Origin of the sequence: Streptomyces sp. Root1304 (assembly GCF_001426405.1) — a bacterium.
Classification (GTDB): Bacteria; Actinomycetota; Actinomycetes; order Streptomycetales; family Streptomycetaceae; genus Streptomyces.
This window is the reverse complement of record NZ_LMEP01000012.1, coordinates 645,735-668,213: the sequence shown is the minus strand read 5'-3', so window position 1 is coordinate 668,213 and position 22,479 is coordinate 645,735. Positions and strand designations below refer to the sequence as shown.

At 71.2% G+C, this 22,479-nt stretch carries 21 protein-coding genes; 10 read left to right on the top strand and 11 right to left on the bottom strand.

The features are described from left to right. Entirely contained in the window at positions 1-1,185 is a 1,185-nt protein-coding gene (locus ASD33_RS15865) for an HpcH/HpaI aldolase/citrate lyase family protein (protein WP_056559453.1), read from the bottom strand. Between the two features lie 177 nt (positions 1,186-1,362). Between ASD33_RS15865 and ASD33_RS15860 the strand changes: the two genes are divergently transcribed. After that, positions 1,363-2,319: a TerD family protein gene (locus tag ASD33_RS15860; protein WP_079044847.1), complete on the top strand. Its 957-nt coding sequence runs from the start codon at positions 1,363-1,365 to the stop codon at positions 2,317-2,319. A 15-nt stretch (positions 2,320-2,334) separates the two neighbouring features. Here ASD33_RS15860 and ASD33_RS15855 read toward each other — a convergent pair whose 3' ends face one another. The 6 genes from ASD33_RS15855 to ASD33_RS15830 form a co-directional block, all read right to left on the bottom strand. Then, the gene (locus ASD33_RS15855) at positions 2,335-3,072 is read right to left on the bottom strand and encodes a Tellurium resistance (RefSeq protein WP_056559448.1); all 738 of its coding nucleotides are present in this window, start codon (positions 3,070-3,072) and stop codon (positions 2,335-2,337) included. Between the two features lie 104 nt (positions 3,073-3,176). Then, positions 3,177-4,325, bottom strand: a complete 1,149-nt coding sequence (locus ASD33_RS15850; protein ID WP_056559446.1) for a DUF475 domain-containing protein — start codon at positions 4,323-4,325, stop codon at positions 3,177-3,179. Positions 4,326-4,354: 29 nt separating this feature from the next. Then, a complete protein-coding gene (locus ASD33_RS15845) occupies positions 4,355-4,930 on the bottom strand; it encodes a TerD family protein (RefSeq protein ID WP_056559443.1) in 576 nt (191 codons plus the stop codon). Between the two features lie 82 nt (positions 4,931-5,012). After that, positions 5,013-5,588: a TerD family protein gene (locus ASD33_RS15840; RefSeq protein WP_026058190.1), complete on the bottom strand. Its 576-nt coding sequence runs from the start codon at positions 5,586-5,588 to the stop codon at positions 5,013-5,015. 151 nt (positions 5,589-5,739) lie between these two features. After that, a complete protein-coding gene (locus ASD33_RS15835) occupies positions 5,740-6,198 on the bottom strand; it encodes a peroxiredoxin (RefSeq protein ID WP_056559440.1) in 459 nt (152 codons plus the stop codon). Positions 6,199-6,317: 119 nt separating this feature from the next. Then, on the bottom strand, positions 6,318-6,740 hold the full coding sequence (locus tag ASD33_RS15830; protein ID WP_056559438.1) for a DUF3052 domain-containing protein: 423 nt from the start codon (positions 6,738-6,740) through the stop codon (positions 6,318-6,320). Between the two features lie 419 nt (positions 6,741-7,159). On the opposite strand from ASD33_RS15830, the gene aceE reads away from it, so the two are divergent. After that, a complete protein-coding gene (gene aceE / locus ASD33_RS15825; protein WP_056559435.1) occupies positions 7,160-9,892 on the top strand; it encodes a pyruvate dehydrogenase (acetyl-transferring), homodimeric type in 2,733 nt (910 codons plus the stop codon). Between the two features lie 210 nt (positions 9,893-10,102). Further along, the gene (locus ASD33_RS15820) at positions 10,103-10,966 is read left to right on the top strand and encodes a potassium channel family protein (protein WP_056559431.1); all 864 of its coding nucleotides are present in this window, start codon (positions 10,103-10,105) and stop codon (positions 10,964-10,966) included. Here ASD33_RS15820 and ASD33_RS15815 read toward each other — a convergent pair. Together ASD33_RS15815 and ASD33_RS15810 are read right to left on the bottom strand one after the other, a co-directional pair. Then, positions 10,947-11,396, bottom strand: a complete 450-nt coding sequence (locus ASD33_RS15815; RefSeq protein ID WP_079044846.1) for a peptidase inhibitor family I36 protein — start codon at positions 11,394-11,396, stop codon at positions 10,947-10,949. The genes ASD33_RS15820 and ASD33_RS15815 overlap by 20 nt on opposite strands. Positions 11,397-11,523: 127 nt before the next feature. Beyond that, positions 11,524-13,149: an MFS transporter gene (locus ASD33_RS15810; protein ID WP_056559428.1), complete on the bottom strand. Its 1,626-nt coding sequence runs from the start codon at positions 13,147-13,149 to the stop codon at positions 11,524-11,526. A gap of 117 nt (positions 13,150-13,266) precedes the next feature. Here ASD33_RS15810 and ASD33_RS15805 point away from each other — a divergent pair, with 117 nt between their 5' ends. The 7 genes from ASD33_RS15805 (at position 13,267) to ASD33_RS15775 (ending at position 20,912) form a co-directional block, all read left to right on the top strand. Then, positions 13,267-13,911 carry a TetR family transcriptional regulator gene (locus tag ASD33_RS15805; RefSeq protein WP_056559426.1) on the top strand — a complete coding sequence of 215 codons (645 nt, stop codon included), beginning with the start codon at positions 13,267-13,269 and terminating at the stop codon, positions 13,909-13,911. Positions 13,912-13,936: 25 nt separating this feature from the next. After that, entirely contained in the window at positions 13,937-15,151 is a 1,215-nt protein-coding gene (locus tag ASD33_RS15800) for an alpha/beta hydrolase (protein WP_057573956.1), read from the top strand. Positions 15,152-15,225: 74 nt separating this feature from the next. Beyond that, complete coding sequence (locus ASD33_RS15795) at positions 15,226-16,074, top strand: DUF4429 domain-containing protein (RefSeq protein ID WP_056559423.1); 849 nt, start codon at positions 15,226-15,228, stop codon at positions 16,072-16,074. Positions 16,075-16,360: 286 nt separating this feature from the next. Continuing rightward, entirely contained in the window at positions 16,361-17,791 is a 1,431-nt protein-coding gene (locus ASD33_RS15790) for a sensor histidine kinase (protein WP_199863542.1), read from the top strand. After that, on the top strand, positions 17,788-18,468 hold the full coding sequence (locus ASD33_RS15785; protein WP_056559420.1) for a response regulator transcription factor: 681 nt from the start codon (positions 17,788-17,790) through the stop codon (positions 18,466-18,468). Before ASD33_RS15790 ends, ASD33_RS15785 begins: the two co-directional genes overlap by 4 nt. 249 nt (positions 18,469-18,717) lie before the next feature. Then, positions 18,718-19,698, top strand: coding sequence for an alpha/beta hydrolase (locus ASD33_RS15780; RefSeq protein ID WP_056559417.1), 981 nt, complete (start codon positions 18,718-18,720; stop codon positions 19,696-19,698). After that, positions 19,695-20,912, top strand: a complete 1,218-nt coding sequence (locus ASD33_RS15775; RefSeq protein ID WP_056559415.1) for an acyltransferase — start codon at positions 19,695-19,697, stop codon at positions 20,910-20,912. The genes ASD33_RS15780 and ASD33_RS15775 overlap by 4 nt, the downstream gene beginning before the upstream one ends. Positions 20,913-20,998: 86 nt before the next feature. Here ASD33_RS15775 and ASD33_RS15770 read toward each other — a convergent pair whose 3' ends face one another. Then, positions 20,999-22,021, bottom strand: a complete 1,023-nt coding sequence (locus tag ASD33_RS15770; protein ID WP_056559410.1) for an aldo/keto reductase — start codon at positions 22,019-22,021, stop codon at positions 20,999-21,001. After that, the gene (locus ASD33_RS15765) at positions 22,018-22,437 is read right to left on the bottom strand and encodes a MerR family transcriptional regulator (protein ID WP_079044796.1); all 420 of its coding nucleotides are present in this window, start codon (positions 22,435-22,437) and stop codon (positions 22,018-22,020) included. The genes ASD33_RS15770 and ASD33_RS15765 overlap by 4 nt, the downstream gene beginning before the upstream one ends. Positions 22,438-22,479: the final 42 nt, after the last annotated feature.

The window sequence follows — 22,479 nt, the reverse complement described above, 5'->3', positions numbered from 1 at the left end:
TCAGCCGGCGAGGCCGGCGGTGAGCAGATCCACGAAGCCGACGTCCTCGTTGGCGACGCCGAAGACCTCGGCGCGCAGGAGGGTGCGCTCGGCCCACGCGCGATGCGGCTTCACTTCGTTCATCTTGTTCGTGTAGGCGGAGCGGAGGACTCCGCCGCCGCCCTGTTCCGGCCTCAGGATGTCCTGGGCGTCGCTCCACTCCTCGTGGCTGACCACGGAGAGGGCGTGCACCGGCACCACGTGGGTGGGGTGGATGCAGGTCTTGCCGAGGAGGCCGTTGGCGCGGTCGAGTTCGATCTCGCGGAGCAGGCCGTCGAGGTCGTGCTGGATGAGCGCGGTGCGCAGGTCCTCTGCGCGGCCCTCCAGGAAGGGGCTGCGGCGGAGCTGCGGTTTGAACATGCGCTCGCCGGGGCGGAAGTACTCCCAGACGGGCCCGGTGACGGTGAAGCCGGTGCCGTCGGAGCGGCCGAGGACGTTGACGACGTCGGCGATGACGTTCGCGACGATCTTGACGTCGTAGGCGGTCATGTCGGGCGAGCGACGCAGTCCGTAGGCGGAGCAGAAGTCGGTGACACCGAGGCGCAGGGCGAGGACGCGGTCGCGGTACTTGTCGGTGATCGAGGCGATGCCGGCGAGGGTCTCGGCCCGGGTCTCCAGGTGGAGGAGCTCGGGGGACTCCAGGACGGGCATGGCGAAGAGGCGCCGGCCGCAGTTCCGCTCGGCCTGGGTGAGCGCTTCGAGGAAGGCCCGGCCGCGGTTCTCGGTGAATTTGGGCAGTACGAATCCGGCCAGCAGCCGGACGGTGTCGCCGAGGCGGTCGACGAGGTCGGTGATCTGGTGCGGTTCGCGGACCCGGATGAACAGCAGGGGCACGTCCGTGGCGGTGTCGGCGTCCGTCACGGTGCCCGCGGCGAGGTCGGCGAACTGGCGGACGAGGTTGACCTCGCCGGCCGCCACGTCGCCGTCGCTGATGGAGTCCTCCAGGCAGAGCACCATGGAGACCACTCCGCGGGCCGCCTGCTTGCGCACGTCGTCGGCCAGCCGCGGCCGGGTGGCCGGGCTGTAGAGCGTGGCCCCCAGGGCCACGGCGAGCGTGCGCGCGGGCGAGTCGGCGGTGAAGACGGCCGGCTCGCGGTGGAACAATCCTGCCCGTGCCGCGGACGGGATGTGTCCGAAATGACGCATATAAGTCCCCCGTCTACCTTTCTCGACCTGACGACATGTGGCCGGTAATAGTACGTAGGTGCGGGTGTCCGTAGTTCCCTCAGCGCGTGAAATTCAGGTAACTCGTCAGCATCCGTCACTCCTCCCCGCAGGTCGGTGGCGCCCCCGCGTTGTCCGCGGGTCGCCCGGGAGGGCAGGATTGCGGTCATGACGCACGCGATGCTGAAGGGCTCCAACGTCCCTCTCGACACCGCGGCCGTACGGGCCGTGCTCCGCTGGACCCCGGGCCCCGGGGTCCCCGACGTCGATGCGTCGGCCCTGCTGCTCGGGGTCGCCGGCCGCGTGCGGTCCGACGAGGACTTCGTCTTCTACAACCAGCCGCGCCACCCCTCGGGCCTGGTGCGGCGGCTGCCGAAGAAGCGGGACTCCGAGGGCCTGACGGACACCGTGGAGGCCGATCTCGGCGCTCTGGACGTCTCGGTCGACCGGGTGGTGATCGCGGCCTCCTCCGACGGCGGCACCTTCCGGTCCGTCTCCGACCTGCGGATCCTGCTGTACGACGCGGCGCCCGGCCCCGAGCGCGAGCCGCTGGCCCTGTTCGCCGTGACGGCGGAGACGGGCGAGGAGACGGCGGTCATCTGCGGCGAGCTGTACCGGCGCGGGGACACCTGGAAGTTCCGCGCGGTCGGACAGGGCTACCCGACCGGCCTGGTCGGCCTCGCGACCGACTTCGGCATCTCCGTCGACGAGGACGCGCAGGAGGCTCTGGACGCCCAGGACGCCCAGAGCGGCGCCTCCGGGACCCAGAGCGGCGCCACAGGGGGCCCGGGAGGCTTCCCCGACGCCCCTGGCGGCTTCTCCGAGTCCCAGGCGACCCGGGAGCCCTCCGGCGCGGCCCAGGAGGCCACGTCGGCCGTTCCGGCCCCCGGCTCCCCCGATCTCGACCTGACCGTCGCCCACGGTCCCGTGCCCCCGCAGCCGACGATGCCGCCGCCGGTCCCGGACCGGGCCCCGGCCTACGGCTACCCCCAGCAGCCGACGAACGCCCCGGCTCCCGCGTACGGCTATCCGCAGCCGGTCGGCGCCGCCCCCGAGCAGCACCCGGCCCCCGAGTTCCGGATGCCGCCCATGGGTCCCCAGTTCGTCCGGTCCTGACCCGGCGGGCAAGGGCTACGCCTTGGTCTTGTAGCCGCGCCCCCACTGGAGTCCCCAGCCGTACAGCCGGTCCAGCTCGGCCTGGAAGCCGTACACGAAGCGCACCTCGCGGCGGACGATCAGCTCGCCCTTGACGTTCTCCACGGAGAAGACCGCGCAGGAGCGGGCCTGCGGGGCGCGCTCGTCGAGCTCGATCTCGATCCGGGGGCCGTTGCTCGGATAGAGCGTGATCTTGGCGTGGGTACGGTCGAAGGCCGGCGTCTGGTCGTAGATGTACGCGAAGAACAGCAGGCGCTTGATCTCGTCCTTGTGGTCCAGATTGACGAAGACCGTCTCGCCGGAGGAGCCGCCGAAGCGGTCGTCCCCGCTGAGCTTCACGTACGGGGCGCCGTTCAGGTCGCCGAAGAAGCCGCCGAGCGGCTGCACCACGCCCTTGCTGCCGTCCTTGAGCTCGTAGAGGCAGCCCAGGTCCAGGTCGACGTTGACCATGCCCTGGGTGTGCGCCTGGACCACCTCGGGCTTGAAGAACTGGGAGGGGTTGCGGAGCAGCCGTCCGCTCTGGCGCGAGCGGCCCTCGAGGTCGGAGGTCCGCATCCGCCAGGACAGGTTCACCCGGAGGTTGCCGGTGGCGGCGCCCTGCTTGGTGAGCGAGACGGTCGGATGCCGTCTCGTCAGGTCGATGGAGTTCGACGCGGCGCTGCCCGAGTCGAAATGCGCCGCCCTCCCCGGAAAAAGGTTGTCCCAGAAGGCCATGCCGCCTTCACCCCCCACTGCTCGTGATCTCCCGCGCACATGCCTGCGGGGCGGCCGGGTGAAACGGCCGCCCCGCAGTGAAGCGTTCCTCGTTGCCGGGGGTGTCACACCCCGGACGGCACCTCGGTCTTCTCCTCCGAGGAACCGGAGCCGCCCTCGGCCGCCGCCAGCCGCTTGTTGCGGCGGACGGACGACCAGAACGACCAGGCGATCAGCGCGACACCGAGGCCGCCCGTGATGACCTCGGGGATCTCGTACTGGATGGTGACCAGGAGGAGGACGGCCAGGGCGCCGATGGCGTAGTGGGCGCCGTGCTCCAGGTAGACGTAGTCGTCGAGGGTGCCCTGGCGGACCAGGTAGACCGTCAGCGAACGGACGTACATGGCGCCGACACCGAGGCCGAGCGCCATCAGGACGATGTCGTTGGTGATCGCGAAGGCGCCGATGACACCGTCGAACGAGAAGGAGGCGTCGAGGACCTCCAGGTACAGGAACATGAAGAAGGCGGCCTTGCCGGCCAGCTGGACGACGGAAGGCTTCTTGCCGCTGCGCCGGGCCTCTTCCTCGGCCTCGTGCTCGCGCTCCTCTTCCTCCTCCAGCTTGTTCTCGAAGAAGCTGGAGAGACCGCCGACGACGAGGTACGTGATGAGGCCGGCGATGCCGGAGATCAGGACCGTCTGCGCCTTGTCGACGTGCGCGCCACCGTGCTGGTGGGCGTGGGTCGCGAAGGTCATCGCGCTGACCAGCAGGACGACGAGGGCGATGCAGAGCGACAGCATGTCGACCTTGCCGAGCTTGGCCAGCGGACGCTCGATCCAGCGCAGCCACTGGATGTCACGCTCCTCGAAAATGAAGTCGAGGAAGATCATCAGAAGGAACATGCCACCGAAGGCGGCGATCGACGGATGCGCGTCGGTCACCAGTTCCTGGTAGCGGTCGGGGTTGTTGAAGGCCAGGTCGACGGCGTCGATCGGGCCGATCTTGGCGCTGATCGCGACGATCACGACGGGGAAGACGAGCCGCATGCCGAAGACGGCGATGAGCACACCGATCGTGAGGAAGATCTTCTGCCAGAAGGCATTCATCTTCTTCAGGATTCCGGCGTTGACCACCGCGTTGTCGAAGGACAGCGAGATCTCGAGGACACAGAGGATCGCGACGACCCCGAACGCCTCCCACCCCCCGTAGAGCACCGCTGCGACCAAGCCGAGCGCAGTGATCGCGAACGACCAGCCGAAGGTTTTCAGAACCACTGTCTACCCCATCGTGAAATTACATGGCTTTACGAAACGTTGACCCCGAAGTCTAGAGCGATGCCCCGGAGCCCGGACGCGTACCCCTGACCCACCGCTCTGAACTTCCATTCGCCGTTGTAGCGGTAGAGCTCGCCGAAGATCATCGCCGTCTCGGTCGAGGCGTCCTCGGAGAGGTCGTACCGGGCGAGTTCCTGGCCGTCCAGCTGGTTCACCACGCGAATGAACGCGTTGCTGACCTGACCGAAACTCTGACCGCGGTTGTCGGCGTCGTGGATCGACACCGGGAAGACGATCTTGTCGCAGTGGGCCGGCACCTTGCCGAGGTCGACGATGAGGGACTCGTCGTCCCCGTCACCCTCTCCGGTGAGGTTGTCGCCGGTGTGTTCGACGGAGCCCTCGGGGCTGCGGAGCTGGTTGTAGAAGACGAAGTACTCGTCGCCGAGCACCCGTCCGGCCTGGCACAGCAGCGCGCTGGCGTCGAGGTCGAACGGCGCCCCGGTGGTGGAGCGCGCGTCCCAGCCGAGCCCCACGAGGACCTGGGTGAGGTTGGGTGCGGCCTTGGACAGGGAGACGTTGCCCCCCTTGGCGAGCGTGACGCCCATGATTCGTTTCCTCCCCGGTGGTGATGAGGCACGTCCGGCGCCGCACGGGGTGTGCGGCGCCGGACGGTTCGAACGGTTCGGCTCAGACGTTGACGCCGAAGTCCTGCGCGATGCCGCGCAGGCCCGAGGCGTAGCCCTGGCCGACGGCGCGGAACTTCCACTCCGCACCGTGGCGGTACAGCTCGCCGAAGACCATGGCGGTCTCGGTCGAGGCGTCCTCGGAGAGGTCGTACCGGGCGATCTCGGCGCCGCCGGCCTGGTTCACGACGCGGATGAACGCGTTGCGCACCTGGCCGAAGGACTGCTGGCGGTTCTCGGCGTCGTAGATCGACACCGGGAAGACGATCTTGGCCACATCGGCCGGCACGGTGGCCAGGCTGACCTTGACCTGCTCGTCGTCGCCCTCGCCCTCGCCGGTGAGGTTGTCACCGGTGTGCTCGACGGAGCCGTCGGCGCTCTTCAGGTTGTTGAAGAAGACGAAGTCCTGGTCGTTGCGGACCTTGCCCTCCTCGCTCACCAGGATCGCGCTGGCGTCGAGGTCGAAGTCCGTACCGGTGGTGGTGCGGACGTCCCAGCCCAGACCGACGGTCACGGCGGTGAGGCCAGGGGCCTCCTTGGTCAGCGAGACGTTGCCGCCCTTGCTGAGGCTGACTCCCACGAGTCCCTCCATAGGTTTCCAGGGACTGTGCCCCTGGTCGTGCGTTGGCATCGGATCAACGACTGGATCCTAGTGACGGGTTCCCGGTCGAAACAGTCGATTCGCCCGGTGAATCCGAGGGTGTCGGTGCCCGAGCGGCCCGACGGGTGGCTCAGAGGGCGTCGAGCGCCTTCAGGTACTCGCCGAGGTCACGGGCCTCCGAGAGGGGGTTGACGACGGTCCAGCGGACCACGCCCTCCTTGTCGATGACGAAGGTCCCGCGCACCGCGCAGCCCTTCTCCTCGTCGAACACACCGTACGCACGGGAGGCCTCGCCGTGCTTCCAGAAGTCGGAGAGCAGCGGGAACTCCAGGGACTCCTGGTCGCCGAAGACGCGCAGGGTGTGGATGGAGTCGTTGGAGACGGCGAGCAGCTGGGTGTCGTCGTTGACGAACTTCGCCAGGTCGTCCCGGAGCGCGGTGAGCTCACCGGTGCAGACACCGGTGAAGGCGAAGGGGTAGAAGAGCAGCACCACGTTCTTCTCGCCGCGGAAGTCGGAGAGCCGCACGGTGCGCCCGTGGTTGTCCTTCAGCTCGAAATCCGGGGCCTCGGCCCCGACCTCGATCGCCATCGCGTACGCATCCCTTCGCCGGAGCCCTGACCTTGGGCCGAATCGGTGATCCCCACCCTACGGCCTGTGCACGAAAGCCCCCGCCGGCGTACCGACGGGGGCTTCTCGCAGCGTGGTGATCAGCGCTTGGGGGCGGTCAGGCGGGTACCCGTCCAGTCCTTGGCGACGCTGATGCTCTTGGTCTGGGAGAGACCAGCAGTCTGCGCGGCATCGTTGATGTCGGACGGCTCGATGTAGCCGTCGCGGCCGGTCTTCGGCGTCAGCAGCCAGATGGTGCCGCCGTCCTCCAGAAGACCGATGGCGTCCACCAGGGCGTCGGTGAGATCGCCGTCCTCGTCGCGGAACCAGAGCACGACGGCGTCGGCGACGTCGTCGTATTCCTCGTCCACGAGCTCGGCCCCGATGATGGACTCGATGCCTTCACGGAGATCCTGGTCGACGTCGTCGTCGTAGCCGATCTCCTGGACCACCTGTCCGGGCTCGAACCCCAGCCTGACGGCCGGGTTGGTCCGCTCCTCCGCGTGGTCCGCGGTCGCGCTCACGGCTTGCCTCCTGCTCATTCGGTAAATGCTTTGGGCCACGCGTATGCGCGCGGCGCTGGCCGTAGTCCACACGTGCCGGGGCGGATCGCGCAAGTACCCGGCCGTGGAGACCGCCGAAACGGTGACGTTTGGGGCCGTCTCGCCGCAACTTCCGGCGTTGGCGGACCGCACTCCGTGATCAGGCACACACGATTCATCCCGGTTCGAGGACTTCTGAGGTTTCAGTCTGCCGAACGCCCGGACGAAACGCATGCGCGGGTTGGGCGTAAGGTTGCGATTTGAGTACACCTGGACACATGGAGGGCACCCCTGGGGGTTACCTTTCGGTAAATGTGACGTCTGGCACTGACGGGGTACACGATGGACATCCCGACCACTTCCGTGGCCCCGTGGGTACCACCGAACAGCGAAGGAAGAGCGTGGCTCCCGGATCCGATCGCAACCCGATCATCATTGGCGGCCTTCCCAGCCAGGTCCCGGATTTCGACCCGGAAGAGACCCAGGAATGGCTCGACTCCCTCGATGCCGCCGTCGACGAGCGGGGCCGTGAGCGGGCCCGCTACCTCATGCTCCGACTGATCGAGCGGGCCCGCGAGAAGCGCGTGGCCGTGCCCGAGATGCGCAGCACGGACTACGTCAACACGATCGCCACCAGGGACGAGCCCTTCTTCCCCGGCAACGAGGAGATCGAGCGCAAGGTCCTCAACGCCACCCGGTGGAACGCGGCCGTGATGGTCTCGCGCGCCCAGCGTCCGGGCATCGGCGTCGGCGGCCACATCGCCACCTTCGCCTCCTCGGCCTCGCTGTACGACGTCGGCTTCAACCACTTCTTCCGCGGCAAGGACGAGGGCGACGGCGGCGACCAGATCTTCTTCCAGGGGCACGCCTCCCCCGGCATCTACGCCCGCGCCTATCTCCTGGACCGGCTGAACGACACCCAGCTCGACGGCTTCCGCCAGGAGAAGTCGAAGTACCCGAACGGCCTCTCGTCGTATCCGCACCCGCGGCTGATGCCGGACTTCTGGGAGTTCCCGACCGTGTCGATGGGCCTCGGCCCGCTCGGCGCGATCTACCAGGCGCGGATGAACCGGTACATGGAGGCCCGCGGCATCGCGGACACCTCCAAGTCCCACGTCTGGGCCTTCCTCGGCGACGGCGAGATGGACGAGGTCGAGTCGCTCGGCCAGCTGTCCATCGCCGCCCGCGAGGGCCTGGACAACCTGACCTTCGTGGTCAACTGCAACCTCCAGCGCCTCGACGGGCCCGTCCGGGGCAACGGCAAGATCATCCAGGAGCTGGAGTCGATCTTCCGGGGCAACGGCTGGAACGTCATCAAGCTGATCTGGGACCGCTCCTGGGACCCGCTGCTCGCGCAGGACCGCGACGGCATCCTGGTGAACAAGCTGAACACCACCCCGGACGGCCAGTTCCAGACGTACGCCACCGAGACCGGCGGCTACATCCGGGACCACTTCTTCGGCGAGGACCAGCGGCTGCGGGCGATGGTCGAGGGCATGTCGGACCAGCAGGTCCTGCACCTGGGCCGCGGTGGCCACGACCACAAGAAGATCTACGCGGCGTACGCGGCGGCCAAGGCCCACGCCGGCCAGCCGACGGTGATCCTCGCGCAGACCGTCAAGGGCTGGACGCTCGGCCCGAACTTCGAGGGCCGCAACGCGACCCACCAGATGAAGAAGCTGACGGTCGACGACCTCAAGCGCTTCCGCGACCGGCTGCACATCCCGGTCACGGACAAGCAGCTGGAGGACGGCCTGCCGCCGTACTACCACCCGGGCCGGAACTCCGAGGAGATCCAGTACATGCACGACCGCCGCAAGGCGCTGGGCGGGTACGTCCCCACCCGTGTCGTGCGGGCGAAGCCGCTGGTCCTCCCCGAGGACAAGACCTACGCGGCGGCCAAGAAGGGCTCCGGGCAGCAGTCCATCGCCACCACGATGGCCTTCGTCCGCATCCTGAAGGACCTCATGCGGGACAAGGAGATCGGCAAGCGCTTCGTGCTGATCGCCCCCGACGAGTACCGCACCTTCGGCATGGACGCCTTCTTCCCGAGCGCCAAGATCTACAACCCGCTGGGCCAGCAGTACGAGGCGGTGGACCGCGAACTCCTCCTCGCCTACAAGGAGTCGCCGACCGGCCAGATGCTGCACGACGGCATCTCCGAGGCCGGCTGCACGGCCTCGCTGATCGCCGCGGGTTCGGCGTACGCCACGCACGGCGAGCCGCTGATCCCGGTGTACGTCTTCTACTCGATGTTCGGTTTCCAGCGGACCGGCGACCAGTTCTGGCAGATGGCCGACCAGCTGGCGCGCGGCTTCGTGCTCGGCGCCACCGCCGGCCGGACGACGCTGACCGGCGAGGGCCTCCAGCACGCGGACGGCCACTCCCACCTGCTGGCCTCGACCAACCCGGCCTGCATCGCCTACGACCCGGCGTTCGGCTTCGAGATCGCGCACATCGTCAAGGACGGTCTGCGCCGGATGTACGGCTCCGAGGCCGAGGACGTCTTCTACTACCTGACCGTCTACAACGAGCCGATCCAGCACCCGGCCGAGCCGGCGGACGTGGACGTGGAGGGCATCCTCCAGGGCATCCACCGCTTCAAGCCGGCGGAGGCGGGCACCATCCCGGCGCAGATCATGGCCTCGGGCGTCGCCGTGCCGTGGGCGATCGAGGCGCAGCGGATCCTCGCCGAGGAGTGGAACGTCAAGGCCGACGTCTGGTCCGCGACCTCCTGGACCGAACTGCGGCGCGAGGCCGTGGCCGTCGAGGAGCACAACCTGCTCCACCCGGACGAGGAGCAGCGCGTCCCGTACGTGACGCGCAAGCTCCAGGGCGCCGAGGGTCCGTTCGTGGCGGTCTCGGACTGGATGCGCGCGGTGCCGGACCAGATCTCCCGCTGGGTGCCGGGCACGTACGGCTCGCTCGGCGCGGACGGCTTCGGCTTCGCGGACACGCGGGGCGCGGCCCGTCGCTACTTCCACATCGACGCTCCTTCGATCGTGCTGGCGGTGCTGACGGAACTCGCCCGTGAGGGCAAGGTGGAGCGCTCGGTCCTGAAGCAGGCCGTGGACCGTTACCAGCTGCTCGACGTGACGGCCGCCGACCCGGGCCCGGCGGGCGGCGACGCCTGAGCGGGACCGGAGGCGCGCGGGTGGCCCTCGGGCCGCCCGCCGGCCGGCGCTCGGGTCGCCCTTCGGGGCCGGCACCCGGGCCGTTCCCGGCCGGTGCCCGGATCGGTCGTCCGGGGGCTTCCCCGTAGCACCCCGGTAGCACGGATCGCCTGGTGAGGGGCGGTGGGACCCCGGTCCCGCCGCCCTTCGGCGTTCTCTACGATTCCCCGCATGAGGGATCGCTGGGAAGAGCGGACGCAGGTGCCGCTCCTTGTGCTGGCCGCGGCGTTCGGCATCGCGTACGCCGTGCCGATCGTCGCGCCCGGCGCCGACCCCTGGGTGCACCGGCTGTGCACCCATGTCGAGTGGGCCGTCTGGGGGGCCTTCGCCCTCGACTATCTGGTCCGTCTCGCCATCGCCCCCGCCCGCTGGGCCTTCGTCCGGTCCCATCCCGTCGACCTGCTCGCGGTCCTGCTCCCGATGGTGCAGCCGCTGCGGCTGCTGCGGGTCGTCTCCACCCTCCTCCTCGTGGGCCGCCGGGCCCGGATGGCCCCGCAGATAACCCTCACCACCTATGTGGCCGGCGCGGTCGTCGGGCTGATGATGTTCGGCTCGCTGGCCGTGCTGCACGTCGAGCGGGACGCGCCGAACGGCAACATCAAGACCCTCGGGGACGCGGTCTGGTGGTCCTTCACCACGATGACCACGGTCGGCTACGGCGACCACGCCCCGACCACGGGGCTCGGCCGGGTCCTGGCCGTGGGCCTGATGCTCTCCGGCATCGCCCTGCTCGGTGTCGTCACCGCCAACATCGCGGCCTGGTTCATCTCCCGCTTCGACCGGGACGACGCGGTGGAGCGCCGGCACACCGAACTCCTGGAGGCGCTGACCCTGGAGGTCCGCGAACTGCGCGCGGAGGTGGCCCGGCTGTCGCCCTCGCGGGAAGTCCCGGCCCCGGCCGCTCCGGGAGCTCCGGCCGCTCCGGCAGCCCCGGGCGCCGCTCCCGACCCCGAATCCGCTCCCGGACCCGCGCCTGCGCCCACCCCCGTATCCACCACGGCCCCCGAACCGGCCCCTAGCGCTCCCAGAGCTTGAACGCTCTGACCTCGTAGGGCGTCTGCGGCACCCATGTCCCCCGCCCCGGATAGGTCTCGAACTCGCCCGTCTCCGCGCACTCCGCCGACTGGTACGTGGTGACCGGCCGGCCCGTGCGGTTCGCCAGGGACTGGGCCGACGTGCCCGCCGGGAGGGCCACACAGCTGTCGATGTCGATCGTGGCCAGCTCATGGGTCTGGGCGCGGCCCTTGAAGTCGGGCCTGGACCAGAGGCAGAGCCGTCCCGGTCCGCAGGGGCCGAGGGTCGTCCCTCCGGCCGGCACCGCGCTCACCGCGCTCACAGGAACCGCGAGCAGCGTCGTCAGGACGGCCGCGACAGCCGCTGCGGCGAGCGCGGTCCTCGTGAGAACGGACCTCTCGTGGACGGACCTCGCGTGGACGGACCTCGTCGGAACAGTCTTCGTATACATGCTGATGAACCCCCGTTTCGTCACTCTCTGTAATCACGAGAATGGCGGAGGTCTCCCACCGATGGAAGAGGGGCCGCCCCCGTTCACGCGAACGGGTGACGGCCCCCTACGGGAACCCCGACGAGCGTCAGATGTGGCCGCCGCCCATGCCGCCCGCCTCCGCGTTCTCGCCGCGCTTCGTGAGCGTGGCGACCAGCGCCGCGACGACCGCCACGACGCCGGCGACGGTGAAGGCGAGGCCCATGCCGTCGAGGAAGGTGTCGTGGATGACCTTGGTGATCTGCTGGAGCAGATCGGGGGTCATGCCCGGCGCCTTGGCCAGCTCCGGCGGGGCCATGCCGAACTCGGCGGCCTGCTCCAGCTGCGGGTTGGCCGGGGCCGGGATGCCGGCCTCCTTCCAGTTGCCCTCGAAGGAGTCGGCGACCTTGGAGGACATGACGGCGCCGAGCACCGCCGTGCCGAGCGCGCCGCCGACCTGCATCGCGGCCTGCTGGAGACCGCCGGCCACGCCGGAGAGCTCCAGCGGCGCGTTGCCGACGATGACCTCGGTGGCGCCGACCATGACCGGGGCGAGCCCGAGGCCCAGCAGGGCGAACCACAGGGACATCGCGAGGGTGCCGGTGTCGGCGGTGAGCGTGATCATGCCGAACATGGCGACGGCCGTGCAGACCATGCCGCCGACCAGCGGCACCCGGGGGCCGAACTTGGTGATCAGCGCGCCGGCCAGCGGCGAGGAGACGATCATCATCGCGGTCAGCGGCAGCAGGTGCAGACCGCTGTCGACCGGGCTGAGGCCCTTCACGCCCTGGAGGTAGAAGGTCACGAAGAACAGCCCGCCCATGAAGGCGAAGGCCATCAGGACCATCAGCACCACACCGGCCGAGAGCGGCACGGAGCGGAACATGCCCAGCGGGATGAGCGGCTCCTTGACCTTGGTCTCCCAGAAGGCGAAGACCACGAAGAGCAGCACGGCGCCGAGCAGGCCGCCCCAGGTCTTGCCGCTCGACCAGCCCCAGGACTCGCCGGCCTTGATGAGGCTCCAGACGAGGGAGGCCATGGCGCCGGAGAGCAGCAGGATGCCGAGGACGTCGAAGGACCGCGGCGCGTTCTCGGCGCGGTGGTCCTTGAGGATGACCAGGCCGAGGACGAGGGCGACGACGCCGACCGGCACGTTGATGAAGAAGACGGACTGCCAGCTGACGTGCTCGACGAGCAGACCGCCGACGATCGGGCCGCCGGCGGTGGAGGCGCCGATGACCATGCCCCAGATGCCGATGGCCATGTTCAGCTTCTCGGCGGGGAAGGTGGCGCGCAGCAGGCCGAGCGCGGCCGGCATCAGCAGGGCGCCGAAGAGGCCCTGGAGGACGCGGAAGGCGATCACCGCGCCGATCGAGTGCGAGAGGCCGATCGCGCCGGAGGCGGCGGCGAAGCCCGCGATGCCGATGAGGAAGGTCTGCCGGTGGCCGAAGCGGTCACCGAGCTTGCCGGCGGTGATCAGGGCGACGGCCAGCGCGAGCAGGTAGCCGTTGGTGATCCACTGGACCTGGGCGAGCGAGGCGCCGAGGTCGTTCTTGATGGCGGGGTTGGCGATGGCGACGATGGTGCCGTCGAGGGCGACCATCATCACGCCCACGGCCACGCCGAACAGGGTCAGCCAGGGGTGGCCGCGCAGTCCCTTCGCCGGGCCCGGTACGGGTTCCCGGGTGCCCCCCTGACCCTGCGGGGCCTTTTCCACGGTGGTCTGACTAGTCATGAAAACCAAACTAGTGACAGCCACTGACAATTGACAAAGCGATTCACGCGTCGGTAACTGTCACGTAGCTCACAGGTACGCTGAGCAGGACGAAATGCCTGAAAAGAGGGATCCGACGTGACCGTGCCCGGCCTGCGCGAGCGGAAGAAACAACGCACGCGCGACGCGCTGACCCGGGTGGCCCTGGAGCTCTTCACGGCCCAGGGGTACGAGCGTACGACCGTCGACGAGATCGTCGACGCCGTCGAGGTCTCCCAGCGCACCTTCTTCCGGTACTTCTCCTCCAAGGAAGAAGTCGCCTTCGCGGTGCAGCACATGGTGGAGGAGCGTTTCGTCGAGGCGCTCGGGCTGCGGCCGCCGGACGAGGGCCCCTTCGACGCCATGCGCAACGCCGTGCTCTGCGCCTGGGACACCATCGGCGACGCGATCACCGAGGTCGTCCCCGTCGAGCTCTACCTGCGCACCTTCCAGATGATCGAGTCGACGCCCGCGCTGCTCGCCGTCCATCTGCGCCGCTCCACCGAGATGGAGGAGACCATCGCGCGGATCATCGCCGACCGCGAGGGCCTGGACGTGGACGCGGACCCGCGGCCGCGGATCGCGGTGGCGGCGTTCAGCGGTGTGATGCGGGTCACCGGACAACTCTGGGGCAGGGGTACGGACCAGAGCCTGGAGGCCATCCGCGCTCTCACCGAGGAGTACCTCGACCACCTCGGCCCGGCGCTCACCCCTCGCTGGCGGGACCGGGGGCCGGGGGCGTAGCCCCGGCACCGTAGGGTGGCGGCCCGTGACCTCAGCCGATGCCGCTTCGCCCAGCCTCGCCGTCGTGCGTGCCCTGCTCGCGCTCGCCGTCGTGTTCGTACTGCTCTCGACCACCGGGTGGACGACGATCCGGCACCGCCCCGTCCCCGGCCCGTCCCGGGAGGCCGCGCTCGCCGCCTGGGCGCGCGACCGGATCGACCACCGGCCGCTGCCGGGTCCCGACTCCCCGGCCCGTACCGTCGCCGGGTTCTTCGCCGGGCTCGGCCACGCGCGCGGGGCGCGGCTCGCGGAGCGGCACCCGCTCGTCGTCGGCAACCTCGACGGCGCCCCCGTCGCCCTGCGCTACCGCGCCAACCGGATCACCCTCGGCCGCGCGCTCGACGCCGAACGGGGCAGGGTCGACGACTCCCGGCTCTCCCCCGAGGGGCGGCACGAGGCACGGCGCCGCTTCGACCGCTTCGCCTCGCTGATGCGGCCCGGCCGCCAGATACTCGCCTTCGACCCGACCGGTACGGGCCGGACGGCCGAGGTCCTGGGCGACCTGGAGCGGGCCCGGCGCGTCTCGGTGATCGTGCCCGGCGTCGACACGAATCTCCTCACCTTCCAGAAGACCCACGGCCGGTACGCGGCTCCCGCGGGCATGGCCGAGGCCCTCTACGCCGCCGAGCGGCGAACCTCCCCGCGCGCGAGGGTCGCCGTGATCGCCTGGGCCGACTACACCTCGCCCGCCGGGGTCGGCGTCGACGCGGCCACCGGCCGGCTCGCCGAGGAGGGCGCCGTACGGCTCGTGAAGCTGACCGGCGCCCTGCCCGGCACCGCGCGCGTGGCGCTGTTCTGCCACAGCTACGGCTCCGTGCTCTGCGGGGTCGCCGCGCCCCGGCTGTCCGGCCGGGTGACGGACGTGGCCGTGGCCGGGAGCCCCGGCATGCGGGTCGACCGGGCCGCCGACCTCGCCACACGCGCGCGCGTGTGGGCGATGCGGGACGCCGACGACTGGATCGCCGACGTGCCCCATCTGGAGGTCGGCGGGATCGGGCACGGAGCGGACCCGGTGGAACCGGAGTTCGGCGCCCGGCTGCTCTCCGCGCAAGGGGCACTCGGCCACAGTGGCTATTTCCAGCCGGGCACCGAGAGCCTCGGGAACTTCGCCGCGATAGGCGTCGGCGCCTACCGGAGCCTGGTCTGCGCACGTGCCGACAGCGCCTGCCACGACGGAATATCCGGTGCGGAAGGGCTCTGACGCGCGTAGATCACGTGATTTCAGGACCTTTCACAGGGGCGACGCGGAGGCAGGCGCCGCTTACGATGAGGCGTATGGGTGATGTGCTGGCCGGAATTCATGCCACCTGGGAGTTCGAGAGTGACGCCCTCGTCATCCGCTTCGAACGGGGGATCCGCACGCCGAGGCTCTACCAGGCGCTGCGCGAACGACGTGTACCGCACGAGGCGTTGGCGTCCGTGACGCTCACGCCCGGGAAGCGGGGCACCGTCGTGCTGCACGCCGTGCCGAGACCGGGCGCCGATCCGCTGATGGAGGCGGCCGCGGGGCAGCTCAAGGAAGGGTGCGATCCGTACCGCCTGGTGCTCCCGGCGGAACGGGAGCCGCTCGCGGCGCACTACCGGGACGAGCTGCTGGGCCGCCTCGCGCCGGGTGACGGGGAGCCGATGCCCGGCGACCCGTTCCTGGTCGCGCCGCCGCGCGGGCCGCTGTCCTTCAAGGCGTACGACGGCAGGGCGAGCTTCGACGGGGCCTCCGAGGTCACCTTCCGCTGGTCCTGGACGGGGGCGTCCTCCGAGAAGTGGAAGGCGGGCGACCAGTCCTTCTCCGTACGGGACCTCTGCGGGGTCGAATGGCGCTCGCCGGACGGCCTCGACGGGTACCTGCGGCTGGTGCGGCGGGGCGGTGAGCCACGGGTGCCGCAGGCCGACCGGGATCCCGCCTCGGTCGTCTTCGGTCGTGGCTACGGGCCGGTGCACGAGTCCCTTCCCTTCGCGGCGGCGGTGCTCGCGGCGATCCGCAGCACGGACCGCGTACCCGCGCGCGTGGCCACGCCCGGAGCGGTTGCCGAAAGGATTCGGCACCTGGGTGAACTGCATCAGGCGGGGCTGGTGACGGACGAGGAGTTCTCGGCGAAGAAGGCGGAGCTCCTGGCGGAGCTCTGAGCACGGTCCGCGGGGGCGGTGGGGACGGCGGGGGTCGTGGGGACGGCTGGGGGTCGTAGGGGCGGCGGGGACTGTGGGGGCTGGGCTCCTCGGGCCGGATCCACAGGCCCCCGGCCCCAGGCCGCGATCCCCCGCTCCCCCACGTCATACCCCGGTATCACGCCCCGGCCCGCTCCCCGGTATGACGCCCCCTGCCGGGTGCGCTGCCTACCCTGGGCGGGTCATGGCTACCGAACAGCGGCACGTGCCGCCCACCCTCCGCCGGATCGGCACCCGGACCCGTGTGATGTTCCAGGGGCTGGGCACCGCGCTCACCACCCCGGCCACTCCGGGGGCGCCGCTCCTCTCCGACGCCTCCTCGCGGTGGGTGCGGCTGCTGCCGTACGCCGTCGCCCTCGCCTTCGTGGCCTCGCTGCTCCCCACCACGGTCCAGCTCCTCATGGGCGACTACGGCGTCAACGGCGCCCTCGCCGGGGCCCTCGGCACCGCCCAGACCGCCCCGCTGCTGCTTGCCGTCGCCCGGCCCCTCGAAGCCTGGTGGATCATCTTCGCCGCCGATGTCCTCGGCGCCGTCGTCCTCCTCGCGGCGGACGGCCCGCGCGCCCACTTCTGGCCCTGGACCCCGCCGGTCCTCGTCGGCTACTGCGCGCTGATGATCGCGCTCGGGCTCCGCGAGTCCCGTCGGGCCCTGTTCGGGGTGTGGCTGGCGACGGGCGTGGCCGGATACGTCCTGGAGGTGTTCCGTCCCGACGGCTACACCAGCATCCACACGCTGCTGCTCGTCCTGAGCGGGGTGCTGCTCCTGCTCACCTCGGCGGTACGCGCGCGGGGAGACGCCCAACGGCGCCTCGTCGAGCAGGAACACATCAACGAGGCCGAGCGGGCCCGCCGGACCCTTCTGGAGGAACGGGCCAGGATCGCCCGCGAACTGCACGACGTGGTCGCCCACCACATGTCCGTCATCACCGTGCAGGCGGACTCGGCGCCGTACCGCATCCCGGAGCTCCCGGAGGCGGCCCGCGAGGAGTTCACCTCGATCGCGGCGAGCGCGCGCGAGTCGCTGGCCGAGATGCGCCGGCTCCTCTCGGTGCTCCGCAGCGACGGCAGCGAGGGCGAGCGGACCCCGCAGCCCGGTCTCGACCGGGTACAGCAGCTGGTGGAGGCGACCGTACGGGCGGGGGTGCCGGCCGAGCTGCGGCTCGCCGCCGACCTCGGGGACGTACCGCAGGCCGTGGACCTGTCCGCGTACCGCATCGTGCAGGAGGCGCTCGCCAACGTGGTCCGGCACGCGCCGGGGGCTTCGACCCGGGTGTCCGTCCGCGCGGACGACGGCTGGCTGACGGTCCTGGTCGTCAACGGGCCCACCCTGGAGGCGGGTTCCTCGGTGGAACGGGGTGCGCAGGGCACGGGTCACGGGCTCGTCGGCATGCGGGAGCGCGTACGGTTGACCGGCGGCTCGCTCGACACCGGGCCGCTGCCGGACGGGGGCTTCCGGGTGGCGGCACGGATGCCGCTGACACCGGACCCGGTCGCGGGCGTCGCTCCGGACCCGGCACCGACCCCGGGCCGTGTGCCGGGCGCCGTTCCGGACTCGCCCCCGAGCCCTGGCCCGAGCCCGAGCCCTGACCCGATCCAGACCCCGACCCCGGCCCCGGCCCCGGCCCCGATCCAGACCCCGACTCCCACCCCGACCCCCACCCCCAAGGACCCCGAGTGACCATCCGCGTGATCATCGTCGACGACCAGGCCATGGTGCGGGCCGGATTCGCCGCGCTGCTCGCCGCTCAGCCCGACATCGACGTCGTGGGCGAGGCCCCCGACGGGCGGCAGGGCGTCGACGTGGCCCGTTCGACGCACCCGGACGTGGTGCTGATGGACGTGCGGATGCCGGAGCTGGACGGGCTCGCCGCCGCCCGGGAGATCCTGCACCCGCCGGTCGGAGTCACCCACCTCCCGAAGGTGCTGATGCTGACCACCTTCGACGTCGACGACTACGTGTACGAGGCGCTGCGCGCGGGCGCGTCCGGATTCCTCCTGAAGGACGCGCCGCCCGCCGATCTCATCGCGGCGGTACGGGTGGTGGCGGCGGGCGAGGCCCTGCTCGCGCCCTCCGTGACCCGGCGGCTCATCGCCGACTTCGCCGCCTCACGGCCGGCCCCGCGCCGGGACACCACGGCGCTGCGCCTGAACGGTCTCACCCCGCGTGAGACCGAGGTACTGGAACTCATCGCCCGGGGCCTCTCCAACCAGGAGATCGCGGATCATCTGGTGCTCGCCGAGCAGACCGTGAAGACCCACATCGGCCGGGTCCTGGCCAAGCTGGACCTGCGCGACCGGGCCCAGGCGGTGGTCTTCGCGTACGAGTCCGGCCTGGTCACCCCGGGTGCGCCCTGATTCCGCGCCCCCGGTCCGCCCCGCACCCCGACCCCACCGCGCCCTGAACCCGCGCCCGCGCCCCTGACCCACCCCCCGGCGGGCACCCGGGGGAAAACCCCACCCCGCCCCTGGTGTTGGCTGCTCCACCACCCCCTACCCCGGTATCGGGCGGGAGTTGGCCCCCCGGTGTGACGTGCCGTCACCCGTCGTCTTCCTACCTTCCTCTCGCCAGCGAACGAGCGAGTACCGAAGAGGGAGGGCGACCCCATGCGCCGCATTTCGAGGACCCTGATCACCGCGGCCCTGGTGACCGCCGTGATCGGCGGGACGGCGGGCTTCGCGGCCGGCGACAGCCAGGAGGCAGTGACCGGGGCGCCGGCCGGGACGGCCGCGTGGCGGGCGGCCGGACTGCCCGACCCGGAGCGGATGGACCCGGCCGGGGTCGCGCGGTTCTTCGCCGGCCTCACTCCCGTACGACAGCGGGAACTGGCCCTGGCCCACCCGACGGTCGTCGGGAACCTCGACGGCGCGCCGCTGGAACTGCGGTACGCGGCCAACGCCCGCGCCACCCACGGGACGTACGGCGGGGCCCGGGTCCTCGCCCACGACGCGCGCGGCCGGGGCCAGGTCGCCCTGGTCTACGGGGACCTGGCGAGGGCCGAGCACGTGGCGGTGATCGTGCCCGGGTCCGACACCGACGCGGGGCGCATCGGCTCGCTCGCGGGCATGGCGGAGGCGCTGCGCCGGGCCACCGGCGGCCGTACGGCGGTCGTCGCCTGGGCCGGGTACACGACTCCCCTCGGCGTCGGCCTGGACGCGGCCACCGGCCGGCTCGCCGAGGCCGGGGCGGACCGGCTCACCCGGTTCGTGGACGGTCTCGCGGCGGTCGGGGCGGCCGAACCGTCCGTGTTCTGCCACAGCTACGGCTCCGTGGTCTGCGGCCTCGCCGCCCACGCGCTGAAGGCCAAGGACCTGGTGGTGTTCGGCTCCCCCGGGATGCGCGCCGGGAACGTGAACGAACTCGGCACCTCCGCCCGCGTCTGGGCCGCGAAGGATCCCACCGACTGGATCGACCGGGTCCCGAACGTCGAGGTCGCAGGCCTCGGCCACGGCACCGACCCGACGGAGCCGTCCTTCGGCGCCCGCCGCATCGCGGCCGACGACGCCGCCGGCCACGGCGGCTACTTCGCGCCCGGCACGGCCTCCCTGCGCGCCTTCGCCGCCATCGCCGAGGGAGACGTCCGATGAGCACCCTGACGACCATGGCCCGGAAGACGGCCGCGAAGATCGAGTCCGGCACCCCGGCCCACCGCGACCGGGCGATCGACGGGCTGCGCGCCCTGGCCCTGCTCGCCGTGCCGACCGGGCACTGGCTGCTCGGCGGCTTCACGCTCTCCTCGGACGGCGCGATCCACAACGCGAGCCCGCTCGGCACCTTCACCGGTCTCGCCCCCGTCAGCTGGGTGCTCCAGATGCTGGGGATCTTCTTCCTCGTCGGCGGCTACGCCTCGGTCCTGTCGTACCGGCGCCACCGGGGTTCCCCGGGCGAGTGGCTGAAGGGCCGGCTCGCCCGCCTCGGCCGCCCGGTCCTCGGGGTCACCGCCGTGTGGGCGGCGCTCCTCCCGCTGCTGCACTTCGGGCTCGGGGTGCCCGTGGACACGCTGCGGACGGCGTCGACGCTGGTGATCCAGCCGCTCTGGTTCGTCGGGGTGTACACCGTGGTCACCGCGCTGACCCCGCTGTGCGTCCGGGCGGCCCGCCGCCTCGGGGTGTGGGCGGCGGCTCCGCTGCTCGGCTCGGTCGCCGTCGTCGACTTCCTGCGGTACGGGCCGTACGCCGACGCCGTGCCGTCCTGGCTCAGCCTCCTGAACATCCTGCCCGGCTGGCTGTTCGCGTATCAGCTCGGCGTCTCCTGGGGCGAGGGCCGGGTCACCAAGCGGCACGCCTGGGGGCTGCTGCTCGGCGGGGCGGCGCTGTTCGCCGCACTGCTGCTGGCCTTCGGCTACCCGGCGTCGATGGTCGGCGTCCCCGGCGAGGCCCGCACCAACTCGCACCCGCCGTCGCTGCTCGTCCTGGCCCTCGCCGCCGCGCAGAGCGGCGCCGCGATCCTGCTCCGTGACCGGCTCGGCAGGCTCCTGAAGCGGCCCGCGCTGTGGGCGCCGGTCGTGGTCGTCAACCTGTCGGCGATGACGGTCCTGTGCTGGCACCAGACGGCGATGCTCGCCGCCGCGATCCCCGGCTCGTACCTCGGGGAGATCCCGGGGCTGGTCGGGGCGCCGGACTCGGTCGGCTGGATCCTGGCGCGGCTCGCCTGGATGCCGGTCTTCGCGGGTCTCCTCGTCCTCATCGGCCGGTACGCCCGGACCTTCGAGTCCCCGTGGACGAGGACCGGCCCGGCCCGCCGCACCCTGGCGGGACTGCTCGCGGCGGGCTTCGCGGTCTTCGCGCTGGGACTCGCGTGAGCGGGCCCGGGACCGGCACCGGGCCCGCGACCGGGGCCGGCACCGGGCCCGCGACCGGGGCCGGCACCGGGCCCGCCGCGGCCCGCTCAGCCCTCCCGCTCCACCGACGTGAACCGCATGTCCGGGTAGCGGTCGCCCGCCACCAGGCCCGCGATCGGCTCCAGTTCGGCGAGTTCGGCGTCGGTGAGGGTGATGCGGGTGGCGGCCGCGTTCTCCTCCAGGCGGGAGCGCTTGCGGGTGCCGGGGATCGGTACGACGGTCAGGCCGTGCACCGAGGCCCGCTGCTGGACCCAGGCGAGCGCGATCTGCGCCGGGGTCGCCCCGTGCGCGGCGGCGATCTTCCGGACCGGGTCGAGGAGGGCGGCGTTCCGCTCCGCGTTCTCGCCGGTGAAGCGGGGCTGGTAGCGGCGGAAGTCGCCACCCGACAGGTCCTTGGTGGCATCCGCGAACGCGCCGGTCAGGAAGCCCCGGCCGAGCGGGGAGTACGGCACGAACGTCACGCCGAGTTCGGCGGCGGCACCGACGGCGCTGCGCTCCACGTCGCGGGAGAAGAGCGACCACTCCGACTGGAGCGCGGTGATCGGGTGCACGGCGTGGGCCTCACGGAGTTCGGCACCGGTGACCTCGCTGAGGCCCAGGTGGCGGACCTTGCCCTGCTGGACGAGCTCGGCCATCGCGCCGACGGACTCGGCGAAGGGGATCTCCGGGTCGCGGCGGTGCATGTAGTAGAGGTCGATGGTCTCGATGCCGAGGCGGCGCAGGCTGTCCTCGGCGGCCTTCCTGATGTACGCCGGGTCGTTGCGGATCCCCCGGTAGGTCGGGTCGTCGGCGCGGCGCTCTATGGCGAACTTGGTGGCGAGGGTGACCTCGTCGCGGTGGGCGGCGAGGAAGGGGGCGAGGAACTCCTCGTTGGCGCCGCTGCCGTAGATGTCGGCGGTGTCGATCAGGGTGACGCCGGCCTCCAGGGCCGCTTCGAGGGTGTCGCGGGCGGCGGCCTCGTCGGTGTCGCCGTAGAACTCGCTGATGCCCATGGCGCCGAAGCCCTGGACGCCGACCCGGGGTCCGTCCTGGCCGAGGCGTACGGTGTCGATCCTGGTCTCGCTGGTCATGAAGGTGTTCCTCCGCAGACGGTCCCGTAATGGCTGATCTTGATGTCGAGCACGGCGAGCGTGTCCTGCAGTTCGGTGATCCGGGAGAGCACGTCCTCCCTGGTGGTCTCCAGGAGCTCCCGTCGCGCGTCCCGGGTGTGGTCGCCCTCGCGCACCAGCTCCGCGTACCGGACCATGTCCGCGACCGGCATGCCCGTGAGCCGCAGCTTGCCGACGAACGCGAGCCAGCTCAGGTCCTGCTCGGTGAAGCGGCGCTGGCCGGTGTGCGACCGGTCGACGTGCGGCATGAGGCCGATCCGCTCGTACCAGCGCAGGGTGTGCGCCGAGAGGCCGGTCAGCGCGGAGACCTCGCTGATGGTGTGGTGCGTCCGGGTTCCGCCCGGGCTCGGAACGGTGCTCGTGCTCGTGCTCGCCATCACGCTCATGACCCCCACGCTAAAACGTTGGAGTGCACTCGA

What these genes read in the sequence shown, in the direction of transcription:
- ASD33_RS15810 (WP_056559428.1), bottom strand. Translation starts at nt 13,149, where the DNA reads ATGACTAGTCAGACCACCGTGGAAAAGGCCCCGCAGGGTCAGGGGGGC.
- ASD33_RS15790 (WP_199863542.1), top strand. Translation starts at nt 16,361, where the DNA reads ATGTTCCAGGGGCTGGGCACCGCGCTCACCACCCCGGCCACTCCGGGG.
- ASD33_RS15855 (WP_056559448.1), bottom strand. Translation starts at nt 3,072, where the DNA reads ATGGCCTTCTGGGACAACCTTTTTCCGGGGAGGGCGGCGCATTTCGAC.
- ASD33_RS15845 (WP_056559443.1), bottom strand. Translation starts at nt 4,930, where the DNA reads ATGGGCGTCACGCTCGCCAAGGGGGGCAACGTCTCCCTGTCCAAGGCC.
- ASD33_RS15770 (WP_056559410.1), bottom strand. Translation starts at nt 22,021, where the DNA reads ATGACCAGCGAGACCAGGATCGACACCGTACGCCTCGGCCAGGACGGA.
- ASD33_RS15795 (WP_056559423.1), top strand. Translation starts at nt 15,226, where the DNA reads ATGGGTGATGTGCTGGCCGGAATTCATGCCACCTGGGAGTTCGAGAGT.
- ASD33_RS15765 (WP_079044796.1), bottom strand. Translation starts at nt 22,437, where the DNA reads ATGGCGAGCACGAGCACGAGCACCGTTCCGAGCCCGGGCGGAACCCGG.
- ASD33_RS15780 (WP_056559417.1), top strand. Translation starts at nt 18,718, where the DNA reads ATGCGCCGCATTTCGAGGACCCTGATCACCGCGGCCCTGGTGACCGCC.
- ASD33_RS15835 (WP_056559440.1), bottom strand. Translation starts at nt 6,198, where the DNA reads ATGGCGATCGAGGTCGGGGCCGAGGCCCCGGATTTCGAGCTGAAGGAC.
- ASD33_RS15815 (WP_079044846.1), bottom strand. Translation starts at nt 11,396, where the DNA reads ATGTATACGAAGACTGTTCCGACGAGGTCCGTCCACGCGAGGTCCGTC.
- ASD33_RS15865 (WP_056559453.1), bottom strand. Translation starts at nt 1,185, where the DNA reads ATGCGTCATTTCGGACACATCCCGTCCGCGGCACGGGCAGGATTGTTC.
- ASD33_RS15820 (WP_056559431.1), top strand. Translation starts at nt 10,103, where the DNA reads ATGAGGGATCGCTGGGAAGAGCGGACGCAGGTGCCGCTCCTTGTGCTG.
- ASD33_RS15775 (WP_056559415.1), top strand. Translation starts at nt 19,695, where the DNA reads ATGAGCACCCTGACGACCATGGCCCGGAAGACGGCCGCGAAGATCGAG.